Raw genomic sequence first — 23,881 nt, 5'->3', positions numbered from 1 at the left:
AATCGTCGCGGCAAACGCCGTTAATCAATCGGTAAGGCCGTGGTGTATTTTATCTGTTCCATCGCGAAACTCGAAGTAACATCAGAGAGTCCCGGAACGCTGTTCACCAGTCGTTTATAAAAATCATCGTAGCGTTTCATATCCGCGACCTGGACCCGCAGCAGGTAATCATACTCCCCCGCCATGCGCCAGAAGCCGAGAACTTCCGCCATTTGCGTCACCTCGCTCACGAAGCGGCAGTACCAGTCGCTGCTGTGGTGCTGGGTCTTTATCAGCACAAAGGCCGTCAGGCTAAGACCGAGTTTTTCTGCATCCAGCAGCGCGACCCGCTCGCGCAGGATACCCTCATCTTCCAGCCGCTTCAGCCGTTTCCAGCAGGGCGTGGTGGTCAGATTAACGGCATCAGCCAACGCCTGCAAAGAAAGGGTGCAGTCTGTCTGCAGCAAAGAAAGCAGCTTGCGGTCAATTTTATCTAACATAGGTCACCAATAGAGAAAATTTTACTCCTTTCATTGTAATTCAAAGGCTAAATAGCAACAATTTTTCCTTCAACTTCCTTTAAGCTGGGCACAAAATGACAAACAGGAAATGAAGATGAACAGCGCCTGGGTAAAACACGCCATTAGCGAAATCAACGCCGACTATCAGCGCTCCGCCGACACGCACCTTATTCGCCTGGCGCTGCCCGGATTCCCCGGGATCCAGATCTACCTGAAGGATGAAAGTACCCATCCCACCGGCAGCCTGAAGCATCGCCTGGCGCGCTCGCTCTTCCTTTATGGCCTGTGCAATGGCTGGATTAAAGAAGGGACGACGATTATCGAATCGTCTTCCGGCTCGACCGCGGTGTCTGAGGCCTACTTCGCCCGCCTGCTGGGCCTGCCGTTCATTGCCGTGATGCCCTCCTGTACGGCGAAGCGCAAAATCGAACAGATCGAGTTTTACGGCGGTCGCTGCCATTTCGTGACCAGCGCCTGCGAAATCTACGCCGCGTCCGAAACCCTGGCTCGCGAACTGAACGGCCACTATATGGACCAGTTTACCTTTGCCGAGCGGGCGACCGACTGGCGAGGAAACAATAACATTGCCGACAGCATCTTCCGCCAGATGACCCATGAGCCGCATCCGCAGCCGTCATATATCGTGATGAGCGCGGGAACCGGCGGGACCTCAGCAACTATCGGCCGCTATATCCGCAGCCAGGGCTACGATACCCGGCTGATGGTGGTTGACCCGCAAAATTCGGTGTTTCTCGACTACTGGCAGACCCGCGATGCCAGCCTGCGCAGCCCGATCGGCAGCAAAATAGAAGGCATCGGCCGTCCGCGCGTCGAACCGTCATTTATCCCGGATGTGGTTGATGAAATGCTGCGCGTGCCGGATGCCGCCAGCGTCGCGACCGCCCTGTGGCTGGAAACGCTGCTGGGTCGTAAGGTTGGGGCTTCCACCGGCACCAATATGTGGGGCGTGCTGGAGCTTGCCGTACGCATGCGCGCCGAAGGGCGGACCGGCTCGATTGTGACCCTGCTCTGCGATAGCGGCGAACGCTACCTCGAAAGCTATTACGATCCCCGGTGGGTGGCGGCCAATATCGGCGACATCACGCCGTGGCAGGCGCAAATTGCGGCAAGAGTGGCAGCGCAATAAAAAAAGCCAGGCTTAATGCATCATCACGAGCATAGGCCTGGCTTGCTGGAATGGTCTGATTATTCGGGGGAATAAGGAAGATCGGGATTATCCAGCCAATGCGTTAAAAAGTGGGAAACGGCCTGGTTGCGGCAGTCTCCAATAACCGGTAAATGCGGCAGCTCTGCCTTAAGCTGCGCCATTGCGTTGCCCATTATCACACCGCGCCCGACGCTGCCCAGCATCTCGCGATCGTTCATCGCGTCACCAAACGCCATGCAATCCTGCAGCGTCAGGCCAAGATGCTGGCTAAGTACCGCCAGCGCCGCGCCTTTATTACAGCCATTCGGCAGCACCTCCAGGCAATCAACGGCCGAGAAACACATATGTGCGCGATCGCCCAAGGTTTCAGTAAGCTGAACTTTCAGCCGCTGGAGATCCTGATGATCGCCGCAGAAGCACACTTTGGTGACCTCGTGCGCCGGCATGCGTTTTAAATCACAGATGTGGTAGCGGAAGCCGCTAAAAATATGCGCCTGCAGCAGCTCGGGGATCGCCTGCCCGGTAAACCAACCGCCGTCATTGAATACGTGCATGCTGGCCGTCGTATCCCAGACGCTGTGCAGAACGAGCTCAGCAACGCCCGGCTCCAGATCGCATTGATGCAGCACCTCTCCCTCCAGGGAGTGAATGCGCGTGCCGTTGCCGGTGATAAGGAACGCATCGAGCGCAAGCTCGCCGATCACATGGCGCATTTCCAGAGCATGGCGACCGGTGGCAAAGGTCAGGGTAATGTCGCGTTCACGCAGGCGCTTCAAGGTCGCAAGCGTGAGTTCTCCCAGACGATGGTCCGGCATTAACAGCGTACCGTCCATATCAAATGCGGCGAGTCTTGCCATGTTTTGCTCCCGGAGGTGAGGTGGGTTTTGCTTGTGTTCCAGTATTGCCTGAGATATACGGAAGTAATAGTGAATAGATATTTTTTATTGTTCCGGGTTTATAAACCACGCTTGCGCAGGCCCCAAATGGACGAGGCCGAAGGATGGGTCGGGTAATCGCCGCAAGCAATACAAGCAACATAACCAGCGCAGAGACAGCCTTGTCAGGTGAAGTGAATATACACAAAATCATTCGGCCTGCATCAAGGCGGCAAGTACGCGAATCCCAGGAGCTTACGCCAGTAAGTGACTGGGGTGAGCAATTGCAAGCAACACAGAGACAGCCTTGTCAGGTGAGGTGAATATACACAAAATCATTCGGCCTGCATCAAGGCGGCAAGTGCGCGAATCCCCAGGAGCTTACGCCAGTAAGTGACTGGGGTGAGCAATTGCAAGCAACACAGAGATTGCCTTGTCAGGTGAGGTGAATATACACAACATCATTCGGCCTGCATCAAGGCGGCAAGTGCGCGAATCCCCAGGAGCTTACGCCAGTAAGTGACTGGGGTGAGTAAGCGCAGCCAACGCAGAGGCAGGTTGAAGGATGAAGTGTATATGAGATTACTGAACAGGCTGAACCAGTACCAGCGCCTCTGGCTGCCCTCTTCCGGCGCCCCGCAGCAGGTCACCGTTGGCGAGCTGGCGGAGCGCTGTTTTTGCAGCGAACGCCATATCCGCACGCTGTTGCGCCAGGCGCAGGACGCCGGCTGGCTGAGCTGGCAGGCCAGCTCCGGGCGTGGAAAGCGCGGCACCCTTCTTTTTCACACCTCGCCAGAGATGCTGCGTAACGAGATGATGGAGCTGGCGCTAAATAGCGGACAGCAGAAAAATGCGCTGGAGCTGGCCCAGCTGGCGCCGGTCGATCTTAAAGCGCTGCTGTCGCCGTTCCTCGGCGGCCAGTGGCAGAACAATACGCCGACCCTGCGTATCCCCTACTATCGCCCGCTCGAACCGCTGCGGCCCGGCTTTTTACCCGGCCGAGCGGAGCAGCACCTCGCCGGGCAGATATTTTCCGGTTTACTGCGTTTTGATGCGCAAAGTACCTGCCCGATGGGGGACCTGGCTCATCACTGGCAAGTCTCGGCAGACGGATTGCGTTGGCATTTTTACATCCGCTCGACGCTGTTCTGGCACAACGGCGACCCGATAGAGACCCCTCAGCTACGGCAGCGTCTGCTGATGCTGCTCAATATACCGGCATTGCGTACGCTCTTCGCCAGCATCAGCCGGATTGATGTTACCCACGCTCAGCGCCTGACTATCACGCTGCATCGCCCGGATTACTGGCTGCCGTTTCGCCTTGCCAGCTATTGCAGCGTCCTCGCGCATCCCGACGATCCGACGATCGGCAGCGGCCCGTTTCGCCTCAAGCTGCTGAGTCCAGAGCTGGTGCGGCTGGAGAATCATCCCCGCTATCATCTGAATCATCCGCTCATCCAGGCCGTCGAATATTGGATCACTCCGCAGCTTTTTGAGCAGGATTTAGGCACCAGCTGCCGTCATCCGGTGCAGATAACGATTGGCGATGCCGATGAGCTGGCTCATCTTCGTCAGGTCAGCAACAGCATTAGCCTGGGCTTTTGCTACCTGACGCTGCGCCAAAGCCCTCGTCTGAGTAAAGCCCAGGCCCAGCGGCTGGTGGCGCTTATTCATCGCTCCTCGCTGCTGGAAACGCTGCCGCTGGACGAAGATCTGATTACCCCCAGCAACGAAGTGCTGCCCGGATGGTCAATTCCGCAGGAGCCTGAAAACCGCCAGGTCGCGCTGCCCGAACGGCTTACCCTGCTCTACCATCTGCCGGTTGAGCTGCATACGATGGCCGAACAGCTACGTCAGCGGCTGAGCGAACTCGGCTGTGACCTGACGCTTATTTTTCACGATGCCAAAAACTGGGACGGCTGCCAGGAACTGGCGCGGGCGGATTTGATCATGGGCGATCGCCTGATCGGTGAAGCGCCGGAATATACCCTGGAGCAGTGGCTACGCTGCGACAGCATGTGGCCAAACCTGCTGACCGGGGCGCAGTATGCTCATTTGCAGGCAACGCTTGATGCGGTACAGATGCAGCCGGATGAGCGCAGCCGTAACGATGCCTTGCGTAACGTATTCAACAGGTTGATGGACGATGCCATCATGACGCCGCTGTTCAATTATAATTATCGCATTAGCGCTCCGCCGGGGGTTAACGGCCTGCGCCTTAACGCGCGCGGCTGGTTCGATTTCGCCAGCGCCTGGCTGCCGGCTTCATCGGCGTGATGAAGCTGGTCGCCGCGCTCATCAAGCGCTACCATACCGCTTTCATTTTAATAGCCAGGAATGACCATGAAACGCGCCGTAGTTGTCTTCAGCGGAGGACAAGATTCAACGACCTGTCTGGTGCAGGCTCTGAAACAGTATGACGAAGTGCACTGCGTCACTTTTGACTATGGGCAGCGCCACCGCGCAGAAATCGACGTCGCTCGCGAGCTGGCGCTAAAGCTGGGCGCCGTCGCTCATAAAGTGCTGGACGTGACCCTGCTTAACGAACTTGCCGTGAGCAGCCTGACCCGCGACAGCATTCCGGTTCCGGACTACGAACCGGACGCCAGCGGGATTCCGAATACCTTCGTTCCCGGGCGTAATATCCTCTTTTTAACCCTGACGGCGATCTACGCTTATCAGGTTAAAGCCGAAGCGATTATCACCGGCGTTTGCGAGACCGACTTCTCCGGCTATCCAGACTGTCGGGACGAGTTCGTGAAAGCGCTCAACCACGCCGTTAATCTAGGCATGGCAAAAGATATCCGCTTTGAAACGCCGCTGATGTGGCTCAACAAGGCTGAGACCTGGGCGCTGGCCGACTACTGGGGCCAGCTGGAGCTGATCCGTACCGAAACCCTGACCTGCTATAACGGAATTAAGGGTGACGGCTGCGGGCAGTGTGCCTCCTGTAACCTGCGCGCCAATGGCCTGAATCAGTACCAGGACGATAAGGTCGGCGTCATGGCGCTGATGAAGCAAAAAACAGGGTTGCAGTAAGCATCGCCAGACGCTTCCCCCGCTCGCGCTTCGCTTAGCGGGGTTACAGGTCCATATTAGGGTCGGCGCGTGGCGGGAAATATGCGCGCCGGCCCTTGCCGCTACAGCTCCATCTGCTCGAGCTTTTCGCGCAGCTCACCGTCCAGCGGCAGCGCCTTCTGAGTTTTCAAATCGATACAGACAAAGGTAATCATCGCATCGGCGACCACTTCCCCTTCGGGGTTCAGGGTTACCGTCTGGCTTAATGTGCCGCTTTTGCCATTCAGCTGCTGCAGGTGGCTGGTGACGGTTAGCACATCTCCGAGGACCGCCGGACGGCGATAGTTAATATTAATGTTCACGACCACAAACGCGATATTGCGCGCGGTGAGCCAGTGGAACGCCGCGCTGTTTTCCAGGCCATCCCAGCGCGCCTCCTCGAGGAATTCGAGATAGCGGGCATTATTAACGTGCTGGTAAACATCCAGGTGATAGCCGCGAACTTTGATTTGTGTCTGCATAGCGCAAGTGCCTTCGTCTTATTATCATTGATGAGGTAAGAGGTCACACCACTTGTGTAACCTCTTTAGTCTGGCAAAGATTTACGCTGCTGCAACCCCCCGATGCAAAATTACAAGGTCAGATGTGACAGGTTGCGCTCTACCAGCGCATGCCCCATTCCGGGAACCTGTTTGAGATCGTCGATAGTTTTAAACGGCCCGAACTCTTCGCGATAGCTCACAATCCCCTGCGCTTTCTTCAGACCGACGCCGTTCAGCGCCTCCATCAGGTCCTGCGCGCTGGCGCTATTGATGCTGACCTTCCCCGACCCAGACTCCGCCACTTTGGCTGAGTCGGGCGCTTTAGCCCGCAGACTCTCCTTACCTGTCGCCACCGACGCCTTACCGTCGGCAGGCGCCCCCAGCGCTATCGGGCTTCCCGCAGCGCAAAGTAATGCGGCGGCAACAACGAACGCTTTAACTCTTGGTTTCATGCTGTGTTCTCCTTTTTTGTAGACAGCAAGGCCACGATAGCGAGCGGAAAAAAGGAGTACAAAAGGCGAATGCCAGAAATGGAAAAGGCCGCGAAAGCGGCCTTTGGGGATTGCATTACGTTACTTGCTTTTGCGAGTGCTCGCGAAATTACTGCTGCTGGTCGACAATATCGCCGAGCTTAATTTTCGCTGATTTACGCAGGCTGCTCATCAGCGCTTCGAAAGCAATCTGGGCATTGTTTTGCGTAATACCCTGCACCATAGCTTGTTTCTGCTCAGCCGGCATGTCGCCTGCTTTAACGGCATCCAGAGCCAGCAGTACCACGTTACCGTTCGCATCGCTGCCCACGCCGTAGCTTGCTTTACCTTCCTGCGGCAGCGGCAGAGCGAACGCGGCCTGGCTCAGCGGATCCTGACCGGTACGCGCCAGCGTCTGCGCCGCACCAAAGCTTAAGCCCGCGGCCTTCATCGCGTCATCGCCTTTGCCGTCTTTCAGGGCAGCCAGCAGTTTGTCCGCATCGAGCTTAGCCTGCTGCTCAGCTTTGGTGTGCTTAACGATATCGGTAACCTGCGCTTTGACTTCCGCCAGCGGTTTAACGGCTTCCGCTTTATGCTCGCTGATGCGCAGCACAAAGGCGCGGTCGCCATCAACGGTGATGATATCGGAGTTGCTTCCCGGTGCGCCGTTTTCGCCCACCAGGCCACCGTTAAAGATAGCGTCGGAGACCGGCTTAAAGTTCAGCTCTTCCGGCAGGTTGTCGTGTCCGAACCAGCCCGTTTCGACAACTTTAACGTCCGCTGCCTGTGCTGCGCCGGCCAGAGATTCGTTATCGTTGCTGGCGGCATCGCTCACCTTCTGCTGCAGCGCGTAGTACGCATCAAGCGCTTTTTCCTGCTTAACTTTCGCTGCGATATCCGCACGAACGTCGGCCAGCGGTTTAACCTGCGCAGGCTGAACGTCAGCCAGGCGCACGACCAGGAAACCCACGGAAGATTTGATCACGCCGGAGAGCTGACCTTTTTCTTTCAGCCCGGCATCTTTCAGCTCGGGAACCGTTGCCGCATCTTCCAGCCAGCCCATATCGCCGCCGTTGCGGGCAGAGATAATGTCGGTAGATTTTTCTTTCGCCAGCGTCGCGAAATCGGCGCCTTTTTTCAGTTCGTCCAGTACGGCCTGCGCATCAGCTTCGGTCTTCGTCTGAATCACGCTGTAGCGGTTACGCTGCGGCTGAGTGAACTGATCCTGATGCTGGTCGTACCAGGATTGAATTTCCGCGTCAGAAGCGTTCTCCTGCATGCTCGCTGCATCCATTTTGATGTAGCTCACGCGGAACTGCTCCGGCGCCATGAAGCGCGCCTGGTTCTGCTGATAGTAGGCCTCGACTTCCGCGTCGGTCACCGTCTGCTTCGCCGCCAGCGCGTTGACGTCAATCGTTGCTTCACGCACCACGCGCTGCTGAGAAACCAGCGCCGCCAGCTGATCGGATTCGCCCGGCAGCATGAAGTCGGTACCGGCAACGGCGTTGATCAGCTGCTGAGTCGTCAGCTGGTTGCGCAATGCCTGGGCGTACTGGTCGGTGGTCATGCCCATCTGACTAACGATGCCGCCAAAACGTTCGTTATCAAATTTGCCGTTAGACTGGAAGGCCTGGGTCTGGAAGATGGCCTGCTTCACCTGGGCATCGCTGACGCTCAGGCCGAGTTCACGCGCGTACTGGTCAAGCAGCGATTCGTCGATCAGGCGGTTCAGCACCTGCTGACGCATGGTTTTCATGTAGTTTTCGTTGGCCGCCAGTTCAGAGAACTGGTCGCCGAGCTGCTGCTGCATACGATTACGTTCGCTGGCAACGGCATTTTCAAACTGCGAGCGACCAATCTCCTGGTCATTAACTTTCGCGGCATAGTTGCTGCTGCCGCCAATCAGGTAACCACTCACCCCGGTCAAAATGAACGAGACAATGATGATACCGAAAATAATCTTGAGCACGACGCTGTTGGCGGCCGTGCGTAGGTTGTCCATCATGGTGTAACAACGCTCCGCTGTAGATGACTTTAGCTCGCGCAGCATAGCACGTGATGGCCGCCGCGCGTGAGGACCTATTTTGACAAGAAAATGGGGTGATTGTCAGCCCACAAGTGTACGCAAACACAGATAAAGTCGCGTTCTGGACAAATAAAAAAGGCACATCTCGCGATGCGCCCTTGTACTTCGTCAAATTCCCTGACGGGAAGCCGATCAGTTGACCGCGTCTTTCAGCGCTTTACCAGCACGGAAACCCGGAACTTTAGCAGCGGCAATAGTAATTTCTTTACCTGTTTGCGGGTTGCGACCGGTACGGGCAGCACGCTCTTTAACAGCAAAAGTACCAAAACCTACCAGCGCAACGTCATCCCCAGCCTGCAGAGATTCAGTAACAGAAGCAATTAAAGCATCTAACGCACGTCCGGCTGCAGCTTTAGAAATGTCCGCACCCGCAGCAATTTTGTCAATCAGTTGAGATTTATTCACTGTTCTCTTCCTCTCTTTATAATTTATATCGCACCAGAATCCTTCGTGGCGCGACCGCGCAGCAGTTATATCAGGACTGTCATGCCCTTACAACAGAGTTGTAGATGACCCCCTGCCAGCGATCTAAGTTAGCTACACAAAAAAAGGCTGGCAAGCACGAATTTACTTACCAGCCCTACTTTTCTTAGCGCAATTTGCGCGAAATCACTATTTCGCCGTGGCAACCTGCATGCCGAACGGCTCGTTCTGCAGCGCAAGTGTCAGAACTTCTTCGATTCGTTTCACCGGATGGATATCTAAATCGGCGATAACGTTATCTGGAATTTCTTCAAGGTCACGTTTGTTTTCGTCAGGAATCAGAACAGTCTTAATGCCGCCGCGGTGTGCCGCCAGCAGTTTTTCCTTCAGTCCACCGATTGGCAGCACCTGGCCACGCAGGGTAATTTCCCCGGTCATGGCGACATCTGCGCGTACCGGATTGCCCGTCAGACAGGAGACCAGCGCGGTACACATTGCAATACCGGCGCTTGGGCCATCTTTCGGCGTCGCCCCTTCCGGAACGTGGACGTGGATATCACGTTTTTCGTAGAAATCTGAGTTAATACCCAGTTTATCCGCACGAGAACGCACCACGGTCAGCGCTGCCTGAATGGACTCCTGCATCACTTCGCCGAGCGAACCGGTGTAGGTGAGCTTGCCTTTACCCGGAACGCAGGCGGTTTCGATGGTCAGCAGATCGCCGCCTACTTCCGTCCACGCCAGGCCGGTCACCTGACCTACGCGGTTTTCGCTATCCGCACGACCGTAGTCAAAGCGCTGAACGCCGAGGAAGTCGTGCAGGTTATCGCCGTTGATGGTGATGTGCTTGAGCGATTTATCCAGCAGCAGCTGTTTAACCGCCTTACGGCACAGTTTGGAGATTTCACGCTCCAGGCCACGCACGCCCGCTTCACGGGTGTAATAGCGAATGATGCCGACGATCGCGCTGTCTTCAACGGTCAGTTCGCCTTTCTTCAGCGCGTTACGCTCAATTTGCTTCGACAGCAGATGCTGTTTTGCGATGTTCAGCTTTTCATCTTCGGTATAGCCGGAGAGACGAATCACTTCCATACGGTCAAGCAGCGGCGCCGGGATATTCATGGAGTTAGAGGTCGCCACAAACATCACGTCGCTCAGATCGTAGTCCACTTCCAGGTAGTGGTCGTTAAAGGCCACGTTCTGTTCAGGATCCAACACTTCCAGCAGAGCCGATGCCGGATCGCCGCGCATGTCGGAGGACATTTTGTCGATCTCATCAAGCAGGAACAGCGGGTTTTTAACCCCCACTTTCGCCATTTTCTGGATCAGTTTACCCGGCATTGAGCCGATGTAGGTCCGGCGGTGACCGCGAATTTCCGCTTCATCACGCACGCCGCCCAGCGCCATACGCACGTATTTACGTCCGGTGGCTTTGGCGATGGATTGACCCAGAGAGGTTTTACCTACCCCCGGCGGCCCAACCAGGCACAGGATCGGCCCTTTGAGCTTATTCACGCGGCTCTGCACTGCGAGGTACTCAAGAATACGATCCTTCACGCGTTCCAGACCGTAGTGGTCGGTATCGAGGATCTCCTGAGCCTGGCGCAGATCTTTTTTGACCTTGCTGCGGGCGTTCCACGGCACCTGAACCATCCAGTCGATGTAGCCGCGTACGACGGTGGCTTCCGCCGACATCGGCGACATCATCTTCAGCTTTTGCAGTTCCGCTTCGGTTTTTTCTTTAGCCTCTTTCGGCATTTTCGCCGCGTCGATTTTACGCTTCAACGCTTCGTTTTCGTCCGGGGCATCGTCCATCTCGCCGAGCTCTTTCTGGATGGCCTTCATCTGCTCATTCAGATAGTACTCACGCTGGGACTTTTCCATCTGCTTTTTAACGCGGTTGCGAATGCGTTTCTCAACCTGCAGCAGATCGATTTCTGATTCCATCATCGCCATCAGATACTCCAGACGTTCGTTAACGTCGGACATCTCCAGCACGGACTGTTTGTCCGCCAGCTTCAGCGGCATGTGCGCCGCGATGGTGTCCGCCAGACGCGCGGGATCGTCGATGCTATTCAGCGACGTCAGCACTTCTGGTGGGATTTTTTTGTTCAGCTTGATGTAGCCTTCAAACTGACCGATAGCCGTGCGAACCAGGACTTCCTGCTCGCGCTCTTCAATAGCAGGCGATTCAAGGTACTCCGCTTTCGCTGAAAAATGCTCTCCGTCATCGGATAACGCGGAAATACGCGCCCGCTGCAGGCCTTCAACCAGCACTTTTACCGTGCCATCAGGCAGCTTCAGCATCTGTAAAATTGACGCCACGGTCCCGACGGTGAAAAGATCATTTACACCCGGCTCATCCGTTGAAGCTTCTTTCTGCGCAACCAGCATGATTTTTTTATCATGGTCCATAGCCGCTTCAAGACAACGGATAGATTTTTCCCGCCCTACAAACAGGGGTATGACCATGTGCGGATAAACCACCACATCGCGCAACGGCAATACGGGGATTTCAATGCGTTCAGAACGCTCAGGATTCATAGAGCTCTCTCTTAGTTTAAAGTCCGCCAGGTAGCCAGCGGCACGACTCTTGATCGCGTCGCCGTTAATATGTAATCCAGTATATGGGGATGTAATCCACACATTCAACGGCAGGAATGCAGGAAAAATAAAAGGGGAGATAAAATCCCCCCTTTTTGGTTAACTGCTTGAGCGAGTTGGCTAATTATTCACCAGACGCCTGCTGCGCTTCCGGTTTCCCGTAAATCAGCAGCGGCTTGCTTTGCCCGTCGATAACCGAGGCGTCGATCACCACTTTTTCGACGTCTTCCATCGACGGAAGGTCGTACATGGTATCGAGCAGGGCCGCTTCTACGATAGAACGCAGGCCACGGGCGCCGGTTTTACGCGCCATCGCTTTCTTGGCGATAGCGTCCAGCGCTTCATCACGGAACTCCAGCTCAGCGCCTTCAAGATTGAACAGCGCCTGATACTGCTTGGTCAGGGCGTTTTTCGGCTCTTTCAGGATCTGAATCAGCGCGTCTTCGCTCAGCTCATTCAGCGTTGCGACCACCGGCAGACGGCCGATAAACTCAGGGATCAGACCAAACTTGATCAGATCTTCCGGCTCAACCTGAGACAGCAGCTCGCCTTCGCTGGCCTTGTCGGACTTAGCTTTAACCGTCGCGCCGAAACCAATTCCAGAACCGGTCTCTACGCGATGAGAAATCACTTTATCCAGGCCGGCAAACGCACCGCCGCAGATAAACAGGATCTTGGAGGTATCAACCTGCAAGAACTCCTGCTGCGGGTGCTTGCGCCCGCCCTGAGGCGGAACGGCGGCAATGGTGCCTTCGATAAGCTTCAGCAGCGCCTGCTGCACGCCTTCACCGGAAACATCGCGGGTAATCGACGGGTTATCCGATTTACGGGAAATTTTGTCGATTTCATCGATATAAACGATGCCGCGCTGCGCTTTCTGCACGTCGTAATCGCATTTCTGCAGCAGTTTCTGGATGATGTTTTCGACGTCCTCACCCACATAACCGGCTTCGGTCAGGGTGGTGGCGTCAGCCATGGTGAACGGTACATCCAGCAGGCGAGCCAGCGTTTCCGCCAGCAGGGTCTTACCGGAGCCCGTTGGCCCAATCAGCAGAATGTTGCTTTTACCCAGCTCCACGCCGTTGCTGGTATCGCCATTGCGCAGGCGCTTGTAGTGGTTGTATACCGCTACTGCCAGCACTTTTTTCGCCGGTTCCTGGCCGATAACGTAATCGTCAAGATGGTGGCGAATCTCGTGTGGAGTCGGCAGTGCACTGCGCTCGCGATGCGGCGCGACTTCTTTAATCTCTTCGCGAATGATGTCGTTACATAAATCAACGCATTCGTCGCAGATATACACGGATGGCCCGGCAATCAGCTTACGCACTTCATGCTGGCTTTTGCCGCAAAAAGAGCAATACAACAATTTGCCCGATCCATCTTTGCGTTTATCTGTCATGAGTCCAAACCTCTTATTAAGTTCTTTGTGCCGCACACGACGACGCAAATGCCATTCTCAGGCGCAAGCCGCTGGTAAGCGTTGTGCCGTCCTACTTCAGACAAGTATAGCGGCCCCCTTGCGCCAGGGGCATCAATTACGATGGGTCAAAATGGAATCGACCAGGCCGTATTCCACCGCTTCAGCTGCAGAAAGGAAGCGGTCACGCTCGGTGTCGCGCTCGATCTGCTCAAGGGATTGACCCGTATGGTGTGCCATCAGTTCATTCATGCGCCCCTTCACTTTCAGGATTTCACGGGCGTGAATTTCGATATCCGTTGCCTGACCCTGATAGCCGCCCAGCGGCTGGTGGATCATCACGCGGGAGTTCGGCAGGCAGAAACGCTTGCCTTTCGCCCCTGCGGTCAGCAGGAACGCGCCCATGGACGCAGCCTGGCCCATACAAATGGTGCTCACGTCAGGCTTGATGAACTGCATGGTGTCGTAAATCGACATCCCGGCGGTAATCACCCCGCCCGGAGAGTTAATGTACAGGTAAATGTCTTTTTCCGGGTTTTCTGCTTCCAGAAAAAGCATCTGCGCCACGATCAGGTTCGCCATGTGGTCTTCCACCTGGCCGGTCAGAAAAATGACGCGCTCCTTGAGCAGACGGGAATAGATATCAAAAGAACGTTCACCGCGCGAGGTCTGTTCGATGACCATCGGCACCAGGGCCATATGGGGTGCAAAGTTATCTCGTTCGCCACTGTATGACATTTCCGTCTCCTGGATTAATTTTGAATAAACCTGCTGCACTGATTGTAACCTTATGGACGGATTATCAGCCAGAGTCTTCTGCCCGTCATCATGTGAATTACCGCTGCTTAAGCTGAATTCCTGCGTCCTCAACGATGGCGGAAAGACACGCTTCGTCATTATGCATGATTTCACGCGTGCAGTTACGTTCCCCGGTAATGGGGGCGACGTCGCCATAATTCAAGCATAACAATCTTTTGTCGTAACGCTATCACTGAAATCGGCTTTTCGCACTCGCCCTAACGCTATCATTGTTCTAAAAAAAAACCCGCAGCCTCTCGGCAACGGGTTTTGCTCGAACCTTAAACCGCCGGGCGAAATTACGCCTGCTGGTTCATCAGTTCGCTGAAGGAGGTCGCTTTCTCGGATACTTTAGCTTTCGCCAGTACCGCTTCAACAGCCTGCTCTTCCAGAGCGACGTTACGCATGTTATCCATCAGTTCGTTGTTTTTGCTATAGAACTCAACAACTTCTTTCGGATCTTCGTAAGCAGAAGCCATCTCTTCGATCAGGCCTTTCACGCGATCTTCGTCAGCTTTCAGCTCGTTGGTACGAATCACTTCGCCCAGCAGCAGGCCAACAACAACGCGGCGTTTAGCCTGCTCTTCGAACAGCTCACGCGGCAGTTCCAGAGCCTGGTTTTCGTTACCGCCAAAGCGCTGAGCAGCCTGACGACGCAGAACGTCGATTTCGCTGTCGATCAGTGCTGCAGGAACGTCGATTTCGTTAGCCTTCACCAGACCTTCGATAGCCTGAGTCTTCACGCGGTTACGCACGGCGCCTTTCAGCTCGCGATCCATGTTTTTACGCACTTCAGCGCGCAGACCTTCTACGGAACCATCTTCAACGCCGAAACGTTTGATGAATTCTGCAGTCAGTTCCGGCAGCTCACGCTCTTCCACTTTCTTCAGGTTAATAACGAACTTAGCCGCTTTACCTTTCAGAGTTTCCGCATGGTATTCTTCCGGGAAGGTCACTTCGATAGTGAACTCTTCGCCAGCTTTGTGGCCTTTGATACCGTCTTCAAAGCCCGGGATCATACGACCCTGGCCCATCGCCAGTACGAAATCAGAGGCTTTGCCGCCTTCGAACTCTTCGCCATCAACAGAACCGCTGAAGTCGATGGTTACACGGTCTTCTGCATCAACAGCGCCGTCTTTGTCTTTCCAGTTCGCCTGCTGCTTACGCAGGGTGTCCAGCATGGTGTCGACGTCAGCTTCGGTCACTTCAACAACCGGTTTTTCAACTTCGATCGCGTCCAGACCCTGCAGTTCAACTTCCGGGTAAACTTCGAATTCTACCGCGTAGGTGAAGTCTTCACCCAGCTTGTATTCGCCCGGTACATAGTTCGGTGCGCCAGCCGGATTGATTTTCTCTTTGATGATCGCGTCAACGAAGTGACGGCTCATCAGATCGCCCAGCACGTCCTGGCGAACGGATGCGCCATAACGCTGAGCGACAACATTCATCGGCACTTTACCCTTGCGGAAGCCGTCAATGCGAACTTTTTTCGCTACGTTGACCAGCTCACTTTTGACAGCATTCTCGATGCTGTCAGCAGCGATAGTAATCGTTACACGGCGCCCAAGGCCCTGAGTGGTTTCAACTGAAACTTGCATCTTGTTACCTCAAAAAAATCACAGTGCTCGGTCAACTCTGGAAGCGCGTGTAGGTTGCTTCGCAGAACCGGGATGCCCTCTTCACTTCAGAAACACATTCCCTGTCGTCAGAATCATCCCGAAGACATTCATATAAGACGCGGCATTATAGCGGCATCACTTTTGTGAGTCGAGAACGGTTGTCGCCCACTGCTGCGGCATTTTTCACATTTCTCGCGCAAATTTACCTGTAAAAGTGACCATAGCGCACAATTTCCAGGCAAAATAAAACGGCCCGTAGGCCGTTTTCTGATAAATCTTCACGCAACATACTGGAAAAGCTCCGGCGGTTGCAAATGGGATTTCTACGCGATGCTTCCGGCTCCACGACAGGCAGGGGAAGCAAAGACGGTGTCCTGGAGTCCTTCCCACTCTTTAATCGTATAGGTATGCAGCGCCAGCGCGTGCACGGGGCCTGACAGCTCCTCGGTCAACGTACCGTAGATCATACGGTGACGGCTGAGAAAACGCTCGCCGGTGAAACGATCGCTCACCAACACCACTTTAAAATGACTTTCGGAGCCCGCGGGAACATTGTGGCGATAACTTTCATCCACGACTTCGAGATACACGGGGTCGAACGCTGCCCTAAGTTTTGCTTCGATCTGTTCACGTATCATCATGAATTTTCTCCTCCGACAACGCTGGGATGCCGCCATTCCTTTTAAATGTTAGCCGCTTTTACCGTTTCCATTACCGGAAAACAACAAAAAATTAGCATTTCTCTTATATTTTCATTCAAAAGTATCAAGTTTACTGGCTCTGTATGCCGTAATGTCCGTCTGGATCGCCATAAAAATGGGAAGAAGGCCAGAAAACGCACAACGCGATGAATTTACATACGTTGCCACTTCCCCTCGCCGTTGGCGATGTTATGATGACGGCAATTTCCTCATCACAACACCATGCCTTGAGACCCCTGAACATGTTTAAGAAAATTCTTTTCCCGCTGGTCGCAATGTTTATGCTGGCAGGATGCGCCACACCGCCGACCACTATTGATGTATCGCCGAAAATGTCCCTGCCGCAGCAGGACCCGAGCCTGATGGGCGTGACCGTCAGCATCAACGGCGCGGATCAGCGTCCGGATCAGGCCCTGGCCAAAGTGACCCGCGATAACCAGCAGGTGACGCTGACGGCCTCCCGCGATCTCCGCTTCCTGCTGCAGGAAGTGCTGGAGAAACAGATGACCGCGCGCGGCTATATGATTGGGCCGAACGGCGCCGTCGATCTGCAAATCATCGTGAATAAACTGTACGCCGACGTTTCCCAGGGCAACGTGCGTTACAACATCGCCACGAAAGCGGATATCGCCATCATCGCCACCGCGGCGAACGGCACGAAGATGACCAAAAACTATCGCGCAAGCTATTCCGTGGAAGGTGCATTCCAGGCCTCCAACCAGAATATTGCCAATGCTGTTAACAGCGTTCTGACCGACACTATCGCCGACATGGCGCAGGACACCAGCATCCACGACTTCATCAAGCAAAACGCGCGTTAATAAAATCACGGACCCGGCCGCTGGCCGGGTCCGTGCTACAGGCCCATGTCCAGTCACTACTTACGTATTTTTCAGCAGCCTAAATCAGCTATTTTGCTGATCCTTGGCTTTGCTTCCGGTTTGCCTCTCGCCCTCACCTCCGGCACGCTGCAGGCGTGGATGACCGTCGAGAATATCGATCTGAAAACCATCGGTTTCTTTTCGCTCGTCGGCCAGGCCTACGTCTTTAAGTTCCTTTGGTCGCCGGTGATGGACCGCTACACGCCGCCGTTTCTCGGCAGACGCCGCGGCTGGCTGCTGACGACCCAGTTTCTGCTGCTCATCGCCATCGCGGCTATGGGTTTCCTTGAACCCTCGACGCAGCTGCGCTGGATGGCGGCGCTGGCGGTAGTTATTGCCTTCTGTTCCGCCTCGCAGGATATCGTCTTCGACGCGTGGAAAACCGACATTCTGGCCGCCGAAGAGCGCGGAGCCGGCGCCGCGGTTAGCGTGCTGGGCTACCGTCTGGGCATGCTGGTTTCCGGCGGCCTGGCGCTATGGCTGGCCGACCGCTGGCTGGGCTGGCAGGGCATGTACTGGCTGATGGCCGCGCTGCTGATCCCGTGCATCATCGCCACCCTGCTGGCGCCGGAGCCTGACGACGCGATCCCGGTACCGAAAAGCCTTGAGCAGGCCGTCGCGGAACCGCTCCGCGATTTCTTCGGCCGCAACAACGCCTGGCTGATCCTGCTGTTAATCGTCCTTTATAAGCTCGGCGATGCTTTTGCAATGAGCCTGACGACCACCTTTTTGATCCGCGGCGTCGGTTTTGACGCCGGTGAGGTCGGGATGGTGAATAAAACGCTGGGGCTGTTTGCCACTATCATCGGCGCCCTGTACGGCGGCGTGTTAATGCAGCGCCTGACCCTGTTCCGCGCTCTGCTTATTTTCGGTCTGCTGCAGGGGGTCTCCAACGCCGGCTACTGGCTGCTGTCGATTACCGATAAGCATATTTACTCGATGGCCACGGCGGTATTTTTCGAAAATCTGTGCGGCGGGATGGGTACCGCGGCGTTTGTCGCGCTGTTAATGACGCTGTGCAATAAATCGTTCTCCGCCACCCAGTTTGCGCTGCTGTCGGCGCTCTCCGCCGTCGGGCGCGTGTACGTCGGGCCGATTGCCGGCTGGTTTGTTGAAGCCCACGGCTGGCCGACGTTTTATCTCTTCTCGGTCGTGGCGGCCGTTCCCGGCATCGTGCTGCTGCTTATCTGCAGGCGCACGCTGGAACATACCCAGCGCACGGAGAGGTTTATGCCGCGAACGCATTATCCGCAGGCCTATTCGCTGGCCCTGATCGTGCTGGCTATCGGCTGCGTCATGCTCGCGATATGGCTGCTGCTGCTGGTGCTGAATGCCCTCGATTACACCTCGTTCTCCTTCTTATCCGGCCTGCTGGAGATTGCGGCGCTGACCGCCGTTGGCGGTATTTTGCTCGGCAGCCTTCTGGACTATCTGGCGCTGCGCAAAACGGAGCTGGTTTAGGGTAGCCGCGCCCTGCGGAGCGCGGCGCGGCTGGTCCGGGATACCCCGGCGGAGGGAATAAGCCGTTTTAATCACTAAACGTAATTATAACGGCTTATTAACGATTTTATATTTTCCTTTTTTCATTTGTTGTTTTGTGCGTTTTACATTTTGGGAAATTATTGACAACTTTTATTCAATTCATTAAATAATTTAAACGATTCAGCAAAGGCCGTTTATTTCGCCTCGCCGGCGATGTCTTTTATTTGATAATTAATTGTTAATTAGTTGTTCTATTTTCTCGACGTTTATACTCATTCCCCCATAAGTAACTTCATTCTTATCCCTTTCGTTATAGATCCAGCGCAAATCAGGCTTTGCAAGCGACAGCGTCACACTCGGTTACATATGTGACAAAGCAAGCAGAACCCACTAACACGGAACTGACACAGCTCCAATCATGTTTACAGTAATGCAACCTTCCCGTAAAATGCCCGCACACTTTAAGCGCCACCAGATTCCGTGGAATTGAGGTCGTTCAATGAGACTTAGGAAATACAATAAAAGTTTGGGATGGATGTCATTAATCGCAGGTACTGTATTACTCAGTGGTTGTGATTCTGCGCTCCTTGACCCAAAAGGACAGATTGGACTGGAGCAACGTTCTTTGATACTGACGGCCTTTGGCCTGATGATGATTGTCGTTATTCCCGCCGTCTTAATGGCAGTAGGATTTGCCTGGAAGTATCGCGCGAGCAATAAAGATGCGAAGTATAGCCCGAACTGGTCACACTCCAACAAAGTTGAAGCTGTGGTCTGGACGGTTCCTATCCTGATCATTCTGTTCCTGGCCGTTCTGACCTGGAAAACCACTCACGCATTAGAGCCAAGCAAACCGCTAGCTCACGAAGAGAACCCGATCGTCATCGAAGTTGTTTCGATGGACTGGAAATGGTTCTTTATCTATCCGGAACAGGGTATTGCTACCGTCAACGAAATCGCCTTCCCGGCGAACGTACCGGTACACTTCAAAGTGACCTCTAACTCCGTGATGAACTCGTTCTTTATCCCACGTTTAGGCAGCCAGATTTACGCAATGGCCGGGATGCAGACTCAGCTGCACCTCATCGCGAACGAAACTGGCACTTATGACGGTATCTCCGCCAGCTATAGCGGCCCGGGCTTCTCAGGAATGAAGTTCAAAGCTCTCGCCACGCCGGATCGTGCATCCTTCGATCAGTGGGTAGCGAAAGTAAAACAGTCTTCGAACACCATGGACTCCATGGCTGCCTTCGAAAAAGTGGCTGCGCCTAGCGAATACAACAAAGTGGAATACTTCTCTAACGTGAAGCCAGATTTGTTTAAAGACGTTATCGGCAAATTCATGTCTCACGGCAAGAGCATGGACATGTCCCAACCTGAAGGCGAGCACGCGGCGCACGAAGGAATGGAAGGCATGGACATGAGCCACGCGGAAACCGCTCACTAAGGGACCGAGGAAGAAAACGATGTTCGGAAAACTAACACTGGATGCAGTGCCCTATCACGAACCTATTATCGTGATTACGGTAGCTGCAATCATCATCGGGGGACTGGCGCTTCTGGCGGCAATCACTTACTTCGGTAAGTGGTCCTACCTATGGAAAGAGTGGCTGACTTCGGTTGACCACAAACGACTCGGTATCATGTACGTCATCGTAGCAATCGTTATGCTGCTGCGTGGCTTTGCTGACGCCGTCATGATGCGTAGCCAGCAGGTGCTGGCCTCGGCCGGGGATGCGGGCTTCCTGCCTCCTCACCACTACGATCAGATCTTTACCGCCCACGGCGTTATCATGATCTTCTTCGTAGCGATGCCGTTTGTTATCGGTCTGATGAACCTCGTTGTTCCGCTGCAGCTCGGCGCGCGCGACGTGGCATTCCCGTTCCTTAACAACCTGAGCTTCTGGTTCACCGTCGTTGGCGTAATTCTGGTTAACCTGTCTCTGGGCGTCGGTGAGTTCGCGCAGACCGGTTGGCTGGCCTACCCGCCGCTATCGGGAATCGAATACAGTCCGGGCGTTGGGGTCGATTACTGGATCTGGGCTCTCCAGCTCTCCGGTATCGGGACAACCTTAACCGGTATTAACTTCTTTGTGACTATTATCAAGATGCGTGCCCCTGGCATGACGATGTTCAAGATGCCGGTATTCTCCTGGGCATCTCTGTGCGCCAACATCCTGATTATTGCTTCATTCCCAATTCTGACCGTCACCGTCGCGCTGCTGACCCTGGACCGCTACCTGGGCACCCATTTCTTTACCAACGATATGGGTGGCAACATGATGATGTACATCAACCTGATTTGGGCCTGGGGTCACCCGGAAGTGTACATTCTGGTTCTGCCGGTATTCGGCGTGTTCTCCGAAATCGCGGCCACCTTCTCGCGTAAGCGTCTGTTCGGCTATACCTCGCTGGTATGGGCAACCATTTGTATTACCGTTCTGTCGTTCATCGTTTGGCTGCACCACTTCTTCACCATGGGTGCTGGCGCGAACGTAAACGCCTTCTTCGGTATTACAACCATGATTATCGCCATCCCGACCGGGGTGAAGATCTTCAACTGGCTGTTCACTATGTACCAGGGACGTATCGTCCTGAACTCTGCCATGCTGTGGACCATCGGCTTCATCGTCACCTTCTCCGTAGGCGGCATGACCGGTGTACTGCTGGCGGTACCGGGCGCGGACTTCGTTCTGCACAACAGCCTGTTCCTGATTGCCCACTTCCATAACGTTATTATCGGTGGCGTGGTCTTCGGCTGCTTCGCAGGTCTGACCTACTGGTGGCCAAAAGCCTTCGGCTTCACGCTGAACGAAACCTGGGGCGTACGCGCGTTCTGGTTCTGGATCATCGGCTTCTTCGTGGCGTTTATGCCGCTGTACGTGCTGGGCTTCATGGGGATGACCCGTCGTCTGAGCCAGCAAATCGATCCGCAGTTCCACCCGATGCTGGTTGTTGCAGCCTGCGGCGCGGCGCTGATCGCTTGCGGTATCCTCTGCCAGCTGATTCAGTTCTACGTCTCTATCCGCGATCGCGAGCAAAACCGCGACCTGACCGGTGACCCGTGGGGCGGCCGTACTCTGGAGTGGGCAACCTCTTCACCTCCGCCGTTCTATAACTTTGCTATCGTTCCGAACGTCCACGAGCGCGATGCGTTCTGGGAAATGAAAGAAAAAGGCGAAGCGTACAAGAAACCTGCAGGCTATGAAGAGATTCATATGCCGAAAAACAGCGGCGCCGGCATCGTTATTGCTGCCTTTGCTACGGTGTTTGGTTTCGCGATGATCTGGCATATCTGGTGGATGGCGATTGTTGGCTTTGTCGGCATCGTTGTAACCTGGATTATTAAGAGCTTTGACGAAGACGTGGATTACTACGTGCCGGTTGCAGAAGTCGAAAAACTGGAAGGTCAGCATTTCGATGAAATTAACAAAGCGGGGCTGAAAAATGGCAACTGATACTCTTGCGCATAACGCCCACGGACACGACCACGGGCATCACGATACAGGGCCGATGAAGGTATTCGGCTTCTGGATCTACCTGATGAGCGACTGCATTATCTTCGCTAGCCTGTTCGCCACTTATGCCGTTCTGGTGAACGGCACTGCGGGCGGCCCGACCGGTAAAGATATTTTCGAACTGCCGTTCGTTCTGGTTGAAACTGCTCTGCTGCTGTTCAGCTCCATCACCTACGGCATGGCGGCTATCGCCATGTACAAAAACAACAAGAGCCAGGTCGTTTCCTGGCTGGCGCTGACCTTCCTCTTCGGGGCAGGGTTCATCGCGATGGAGCTCTATGAATTCCATCATCTGATTGTTGAAGGTATGGGTCCGGATCGCAGCGGCTTCCTGTCAGCGTTCTTCGCGCTGGTAGGCACGCACGGTCTGCACGTCACTTCCGGTCTTATCTGGATGGCGGTGCTGATGTTCCAGGTTTCGCGTCGCGGCCTGACTCCAACTAACCGTACCCGTATCATGTGCCTGAGCCTGTTCTGGCACTTCCTGGACGTGGTGTGGATCTGCGTGTTCTCTGTTGTTTATCTGATGGGGGCAATGTAATGAGTCATTCTACCGATCATAACGGCGCTTCTCACGGCAGCGTTAAGAGCTACATGACAGGTTTTATCCTGTCGATCATTCTGACGGTCATTCCGTTTGCTATGGTTATGAGTGGCTCCGCATCGCATGCGGCTATTCTGGGAACTATCCTGGTCACTGCTGTTGTGCAGATTGTGGTACACCTGGTGTACTTCCTGCACATGAACAGCAAATCTGACGAAGGTTGGAACCTGACCGCGTTTATCTTCACCGTAATCATCATTGCTATCGTTGTTATCGGCTCCATCTGGATTATGTGGAACCTGAACTACAACATGATGATGCACTAAGAGCGGCGAGTATGTTTAAGCAATACCTGCAAGTAACGAAACCTGGCATCATTTTCGGCAACCTGATCTCGGTGATCGGCGGTTTCCTGCTGGCCTCTAAAGGCCACATCGACTATCCGCTGTTCGCCTGGACGCTCCTTGGCGTGTCCCTGGTGGTCGCCTCGGGTTGTGTATTCAACAACTACATCGACCGTGATATCGATCGTAAGATGGAACGGACGAAAAACCGGGTGCTGGTCAAAGGGCTGATCTCGCCAGGAGCTTCGCTGGTATACGCCACCTTGCTGGGTATTGCTGGCTTCATGCTCCTGTGGTTTGGCGCTAATCCCCTGGCCTGCTGGCTGGGGGTGATGGGGTTCGTGGTTTATGTCGGCGTCTACAGCCTGTACATGAAACGCCACTCCGTCTACGGCACGCTGATTGGTTCTCTCTCCGGCGCTGCGCCGCCGGTGATTGGCTACTGTGCAGTTACCGGCGATTTTGATAGCGGTGCCGCCATTCTGCTGGCTATCTTTAGCCTGTGGCAGATGCCTCACTCCTATGCCATCGCGATTTTCCGCTTCAAGGATTATCAGGCGGCAAACATTCCGGTTCTGCCGGTAGTGAAAGGTATCTCGGTTGCCAAGAACCATATCACCGTATACATCATTGCTTTCGCCGTCGCGACGCTGATGCTCTCCCTGGGCGGCTATGCCGGGTACAAATACCTGGTCGTGGCGGCCGCGGTGAGCGTCTGGTGGCTAGGAATGGCGCTGCGCGGTTACAAAGTGGCCGATGATAAAGTCTGGGCGCGTAAGCTGTTCGTCTTTTCCATCGTCGCCATTACCGCGCTGTCGGTGATGATGTCCGTCGACTTTATGGTGCCGAATTCGCACAATCTGCTGGCCTACGTCGGATAAGATTGTCGCT

21 protein-coding genes are annotated in these 23,881 nt (G+C 54.7%); 10 read left to right on the top strand and 11 right to left on the bottom strand.

All coding sequences use genetic code 11. The annotated features are described in order from the left end of the window. Positions 1–20 precede the first annotated feature (20 nt). Entirely contained in the window at positions 21–479 is a 459-nt protein-coding gene (locus GO007_RS00650) for an Lrp/AsnC family transcriptional regulator (protein ID WP_041144328.1), read from the bottom strand. A 115-nt stretch (positions 480–594) separates the two neighbouring features. Here GO007_RS00650 and GO007_RS00645 point away from each other — a divergent pair, with 115 nt between their 5' ends. Next, on the top strand, positions 595–1,647 hold the full coding sequence (locus GO007_RS00645; protein ID WP_095094421.1) for a PLP-dependent cysteine synthase family protein: 1,053 nt from the start codon (positions 595–597) through the stop codon (positions 1,645–1,647). 59 nt (positions 1,648–1,706) lie between these two features. Here the strand turns inward: GO007_RS00645 and cof are convergent, their stop codons facing one another. Beyond that, positions 1,707–2,525 (bottom strand): HMP-PP phosphatase, encoded by an 819-nt coding sequence (gene cof, locus GO007_RS00640; protein WP_095094419.1) that lies wholly within the window; start codon positions 2,523–2,525, stop codon positions 1,707–1,709. Positions 2,526–3,119: 594 nt separating this feature from the next. On the opposite strand from cof, the gene GO007_RS00635 reads away from it, so the two are divergent. Both GO007_RS00635 and queC read left to right on the top strand, forming a co-directional pair. Next, positions 3,120–4,820 (top strand): SgrR family transcriptional regulator, encoded by a 1,701-nt coding sequence (locus GO007_RS00635; RefSeq protein WP_095094417.1) that lies wholly within the window; start codon positions 3,120–3,122, stop codon positions 4,818–4,820. A 66-nt stretch (positions 4,821–4,886) separates the two neighbouring features. Then, positions 4,887–5,582, top strand: a complete 696-nt coding sequence (gene queC / locus GO007_RS00630; RefSeq protein ID WP_095094414.1) for a 7-cyano-7-deazaguanine synthase QueC — start codon at positions 4,887–4,889, stop codon at positions 5,580–5,582. Positions 5,583–5,683: 101 nt separating this feature from the next. On the opposite strand, the gene GO007_RS00625 is transcribed toward queC, so the two are convergent. The 9 genes from GO007_RS00625 to bolA form a co-directional block, all read right to left on the bottom strand. Next, positions 5,684–6,082, bottom strand: coding sequence for a YbgC/FadM family acyl-CoA thioesterase (locus GO007_RS00625; protein ID WP_095094412.1), 399 nt, complete (start codon positions 6,080–6,082; stop codon positions 5,684–5,686). 110 nt (positions 6,083–6,192) lie between these two features. Beyond that, the gene (locus tag GO007_RS00620) at positions 6,193–6,555 is read right to left on the bottom strand and encodes a ComEA family DNA-binding protein (protein ID WP_095094410.1); all 363 of its coding nucleotides are present in this window, start codon (positions 6,553–6,555) and stop codon (positions 6,193–6,195) included. 148 nt (positions 6,556–6,703) lie between these two features. After that, positions 6,704–8,578: a peptidylprolyl isomerase gene (gene ppiD / locus GO007_RS00610; RefSeq protein WP_095094405.1), complete on the bottom strand. Its 1,875-nt coding sequence runs from the start codon at positions 8,576–8,578 to the stop codon at positions 6,704–6,706. 213 nt (positions 8,579–8,791) lie between these two features. Continuing rightward, entirely contained in the window at positions 8,792–9,064 is a 273-nt protein-coding gene (hupB, locus tag GO007_RS00605) for a nucleoid-associated protein HU-beta (protein WP_002444653.1), read from the bottom strand. A gap of 207 nt (positions 9,065–9,271) precedes the next feature. Further along, positions 9,272–11,626, bottom strand: a complete 2,355-nt coding sequence (gene lon, locus GO007_RS00600; protein WP_095094403.1) for an endopeptidase La — start codon at positions 11,624–11,626, stop codon at positions 9,272–9,274. 184 nt (positions 11,627–11,810) lie between these two features. Continuing rightward, positions 11,811–13,085 carry an ATP-dependent protease ATP-binding subunit ClpX gene (clpX, locus tag GO007_RS00595; RefSeq protein WP_041144319.1) on the bottom strand — a complete coding sequence of 425 codons (1,275 nt, stop codon included), beginning with the start codon at positions 13,083–13,085 and terminating at the stop codon, positions 11,811–11,813. A 132-nt stretch (positions 13,086–13,217) separates the two neighbouring features. Further along, positions 13,218–13,841, bottom strand: a complete 624-nt coding sequence (gene clpP / locus GO007_RS00590; protein WP_002891804.1) for an ATP-dependent Clp endopeptidase proteolytic subunit ClpP — start codon at positions 13,839–13,841, stop codon at positions 13,218–13,220. Between the two features lie 359 nt (positions 13,842–14,200). Next, positions 14,201–15,499 (bottom strand): trigger factor, encoded by a 1,299-nt coding sequence (gene tig, locus GO007_RS00585; RefSeq protein WP_095094401.1) that lies wholly within the window; start codon positions 15,497–15,499, stop codon positions 14,201–14,203. A 344-nt stretch (positions 15,500–15,843) separates the two neighbouring features. Continuing rightward, a complete protein-coding gene (gene bolA, locus GO007_RS00580) occupies positions 15,844–16,161 on the bottom strand; it encodes a transcriptional regulator BolA (protein ID WP_041144317.1) in 318 nt (105 codons plus the stop codon). A 302-nt stretch (positions 16,162–16,463) separates the two neighbouring features. Between bolA and GO007_RS00575 the strand changes: the two genes are divergently transcribed. The 7 genes from GO007_RS00575 to cyoE all read left to right on the top strand — a co-directional run bounded on the left by GO007_RS00575 (position 16,464) and on the right by cyoE (position 23,871). After that, on the top strand, positions 16,464–17,042 hold the full coding sequence (locus tag GO007_RS00575; protein WP_004858708.1) for a lipoprotein: 579 nt from the start codon (positions 16,464–16,466) through the stop codon (positions 17,040–17,042). Positions 17,043–17,087: 45 nt separating this feature from the next. Then, positions 17,088–18,563, top strand: coding sequence for a muropeptide MFS transporter AmpG (gene ampG, locus GO007_RS00570; protein ID WP_095094399.1), 1,476 nt, complete (start codon positions 17,088–17,090; stop codon positions 18,561–18,563). A gap of 520 nt (positions 18,564–19,083) precedes the next feature. Then, positions 19,084–20,031 (top strand): cytochrome o ubiquinol oxidase subunit II, encoded by a 948-nt coding sequence (gene cyoA, locus GO007_RS00565; RefSeq protein WP_041144314.1) that lies wholly within the window; start codon positions 19,084–19,086, stop codon positions 20,029–20,031. A gap of 19 nt (positions 20,032–20,050) precedes the next feature. Then, positions 20,051–22,042: a cytochrome o ubiquinol oxidase subunit I gene (gene cyoB, locus GO007_RS00560; protein ID WP_095094397.1), complete on the top strand. Its 1,992-nt coding sequence runs from the start codon at positions 20,051–20,053 to the stop codon at positions 22,040–22,042. Beyond that, entirely contained in the window at positions 22,032–22,643 is a 612-nt protein-coding gene (locus GO007_RS00555) for a cytochrome o ubiquinol oxidase subunit III (protein WP_095094394.1), read from the top strand. The genes cyoB and GO007_RS00555 overlap by 11 nt, the downstream gene beginning before the upstream one ends. Continuing rightward, positions 22,643–22,972, top strand: coding sequence for a cytochrome o ubiquinol oxidase subunit IV (locus GO007_RS00550; protein ID WP_041144311.1), 330 nt, complete (start codon positions 22,643–22,645; stop codon positions 22,970–22,972). Before GO007_RS00555 ends, GO007_RS00550 begins: the two co-directional genes overlap by 1 nt. Before the next feature lie 11 nt (positions 22,973–22,983). Then, positions 22,984–23,871 carry a heme o synthase gene (gene cyoE, locus GO007_RS00545; protein WP_095094392.1) on the top strand — a complete coding sequence of 296 codons (888 nt, stop codon included), beginning with the start codon at positions 22,984–22,986 and terminating at the stop codon, positions 23,869–23,871. The last annotated feature ends 10 nt before the right edge of the window (positions 23,872–23,881 follow it).

Origin of the sequence: Klebsiella sp. 10-1 (assembly GCF_009758445.1) — a bacterium.
Taxonomy (GTDB): domain Bacteria; phylum Pseudomonadota; class Gammaproteobacteria; order Enterobacterales; family Enterobacteriaceae; genus Klebsiella; species Klebsiella scottii.
This window is presented reverse-complemented; position numbering and strand designations above follow the sequence as displayed.

Bases quoted from the DNA above. Each gene is read 5' to 3' on its own strand.
- GO007_RS00635 (WP_095094417.1), top strand. From the start codon at position 3,120: ATGAGATTACTGAACAGGCTGAACCAGTACCAGCGCCTCTGGCTGCCC.
- ppiD (WP_095094405.1), bottom strand. From the start codon at position 8,578: ATGATGGACAACCTACGCACGGCCGCCAACAGCGTCGTGCTCAAGATT.
- GO007_RS00555 (WP_095094394.1), top strand. From the start codon at position 22,032: ATGGCAACTGATACTCTTGCGCATAACGCCCACGGACACGACCACGGG.
- cof (WP_095094419.1), bottom strand. From the start codon at position 2,525: ATGGCAAGACTCGCCGCATTTGATATGGACGGTACGCTGTTAATGCCG.
- clpX (WP_041144319.1), bottom strand. From the start codon at position 13,085: ATGACAGATAAACGCAAAGATGGATCGGGCAAATTGTTGTATTGCTCT.
- bolA (WP_041144317.1), bottom strand. From the start codon at position 16,161: ATGATGATACGTGAACAGATCGAAGCAAAACTTAGGGCAGCGTTCGAC.
- cyoB (WP_095094397.1), top strand. From the start codon at position 20,051: ATGTTCGGAAAACTAACACTGGATGCAGTGCCCTATCACGAACCTATT.
- queC (WP_095094414.1), top strand. From the start codon at position 4,887: ATGAAACGCGCCGTAGTTGTCTTCAGCGGAGGACAAGATTCAACGACC.
- tig (WP_095094401.1), bottom strand. From the start codon at position 15,499: ATGCAAGTTTCAGTTGAAACCACTCAGGGCCTTGGGCGCCGTGTAACG.
- GO007_RS00650 (WP_041144328.1), bottom strand. From the start codon at position 479: ATGTTAGATAAAATTGACCGCAAGCTGCTTTCTTTGCTGCAGACAGAC.
- cyoA (WP_041144314.1), top strand. From the start codon at position 19,084: ATGAGACTTAGGAAATACAATAAAAGTTTGGGATGGATGTCATTAATC.
- GO007_RS00550 (WP_041144311.1), top strand. From the start codon at position 22,643: ATGAGTCATTCTACCGATCATAACGGCGCTTCTCACGGCAGCGTTAAG.
- GO007_RS00645 (WP_095094421.1), top strand. From the start codon at position 595: ATGAACAGCGCCTGGGTAAAACACGCCATTAGCGAAATCAACGCCGAC.
- clpP (WP_002891804.1), bottom strand. From the start codon at position 13,841: ATGTCATACAGTGGCGAACGAGATAACTTTGCACCCCATATGGCCCTG.
- ampG (WP_095094399.1), top strand. From the start codon at position 17,088: ATGTCCAGTCACTACTTACGTATTTTTCAGCAGCCTAAATCAGCTATT.
- GO007_RS00620 (WP_095094410.1), bottom strand. From the start codon at position 6,555: ATGAAACCAAGAGTTAAAGCGTTCGTTGTTGCCGCCGCATTACTTTGC.
- GO007_RS00625 (WP_095094412.1), bottom strand. From the start codon at position 6,082: ATGCAGACACAAATCAAAGTTCGCGGCTATCACCTGGATGTTTACCAG.
- cyoE (WP_095094392.1), top strand. From the start codon at position 22,984: ATGTTTAAGCAATACCTGCAAGTAACGAAACCTGGCATCATTTTCGGC.
- lon (WP_095094403.1), bottom strand. From the start codon at position 11,626: ATGAATCCTGAGCGTTCTGAACGCATTGAAATCCCCGTATTGCCGTTG.
- GO007_RS00575 (WP_004858708.1), top strand. From the start codon at position 16,464: ATGTTTAAGAAAATTCTTTTCCCGCTGGTCGCAATGTTTATGCTGGCA.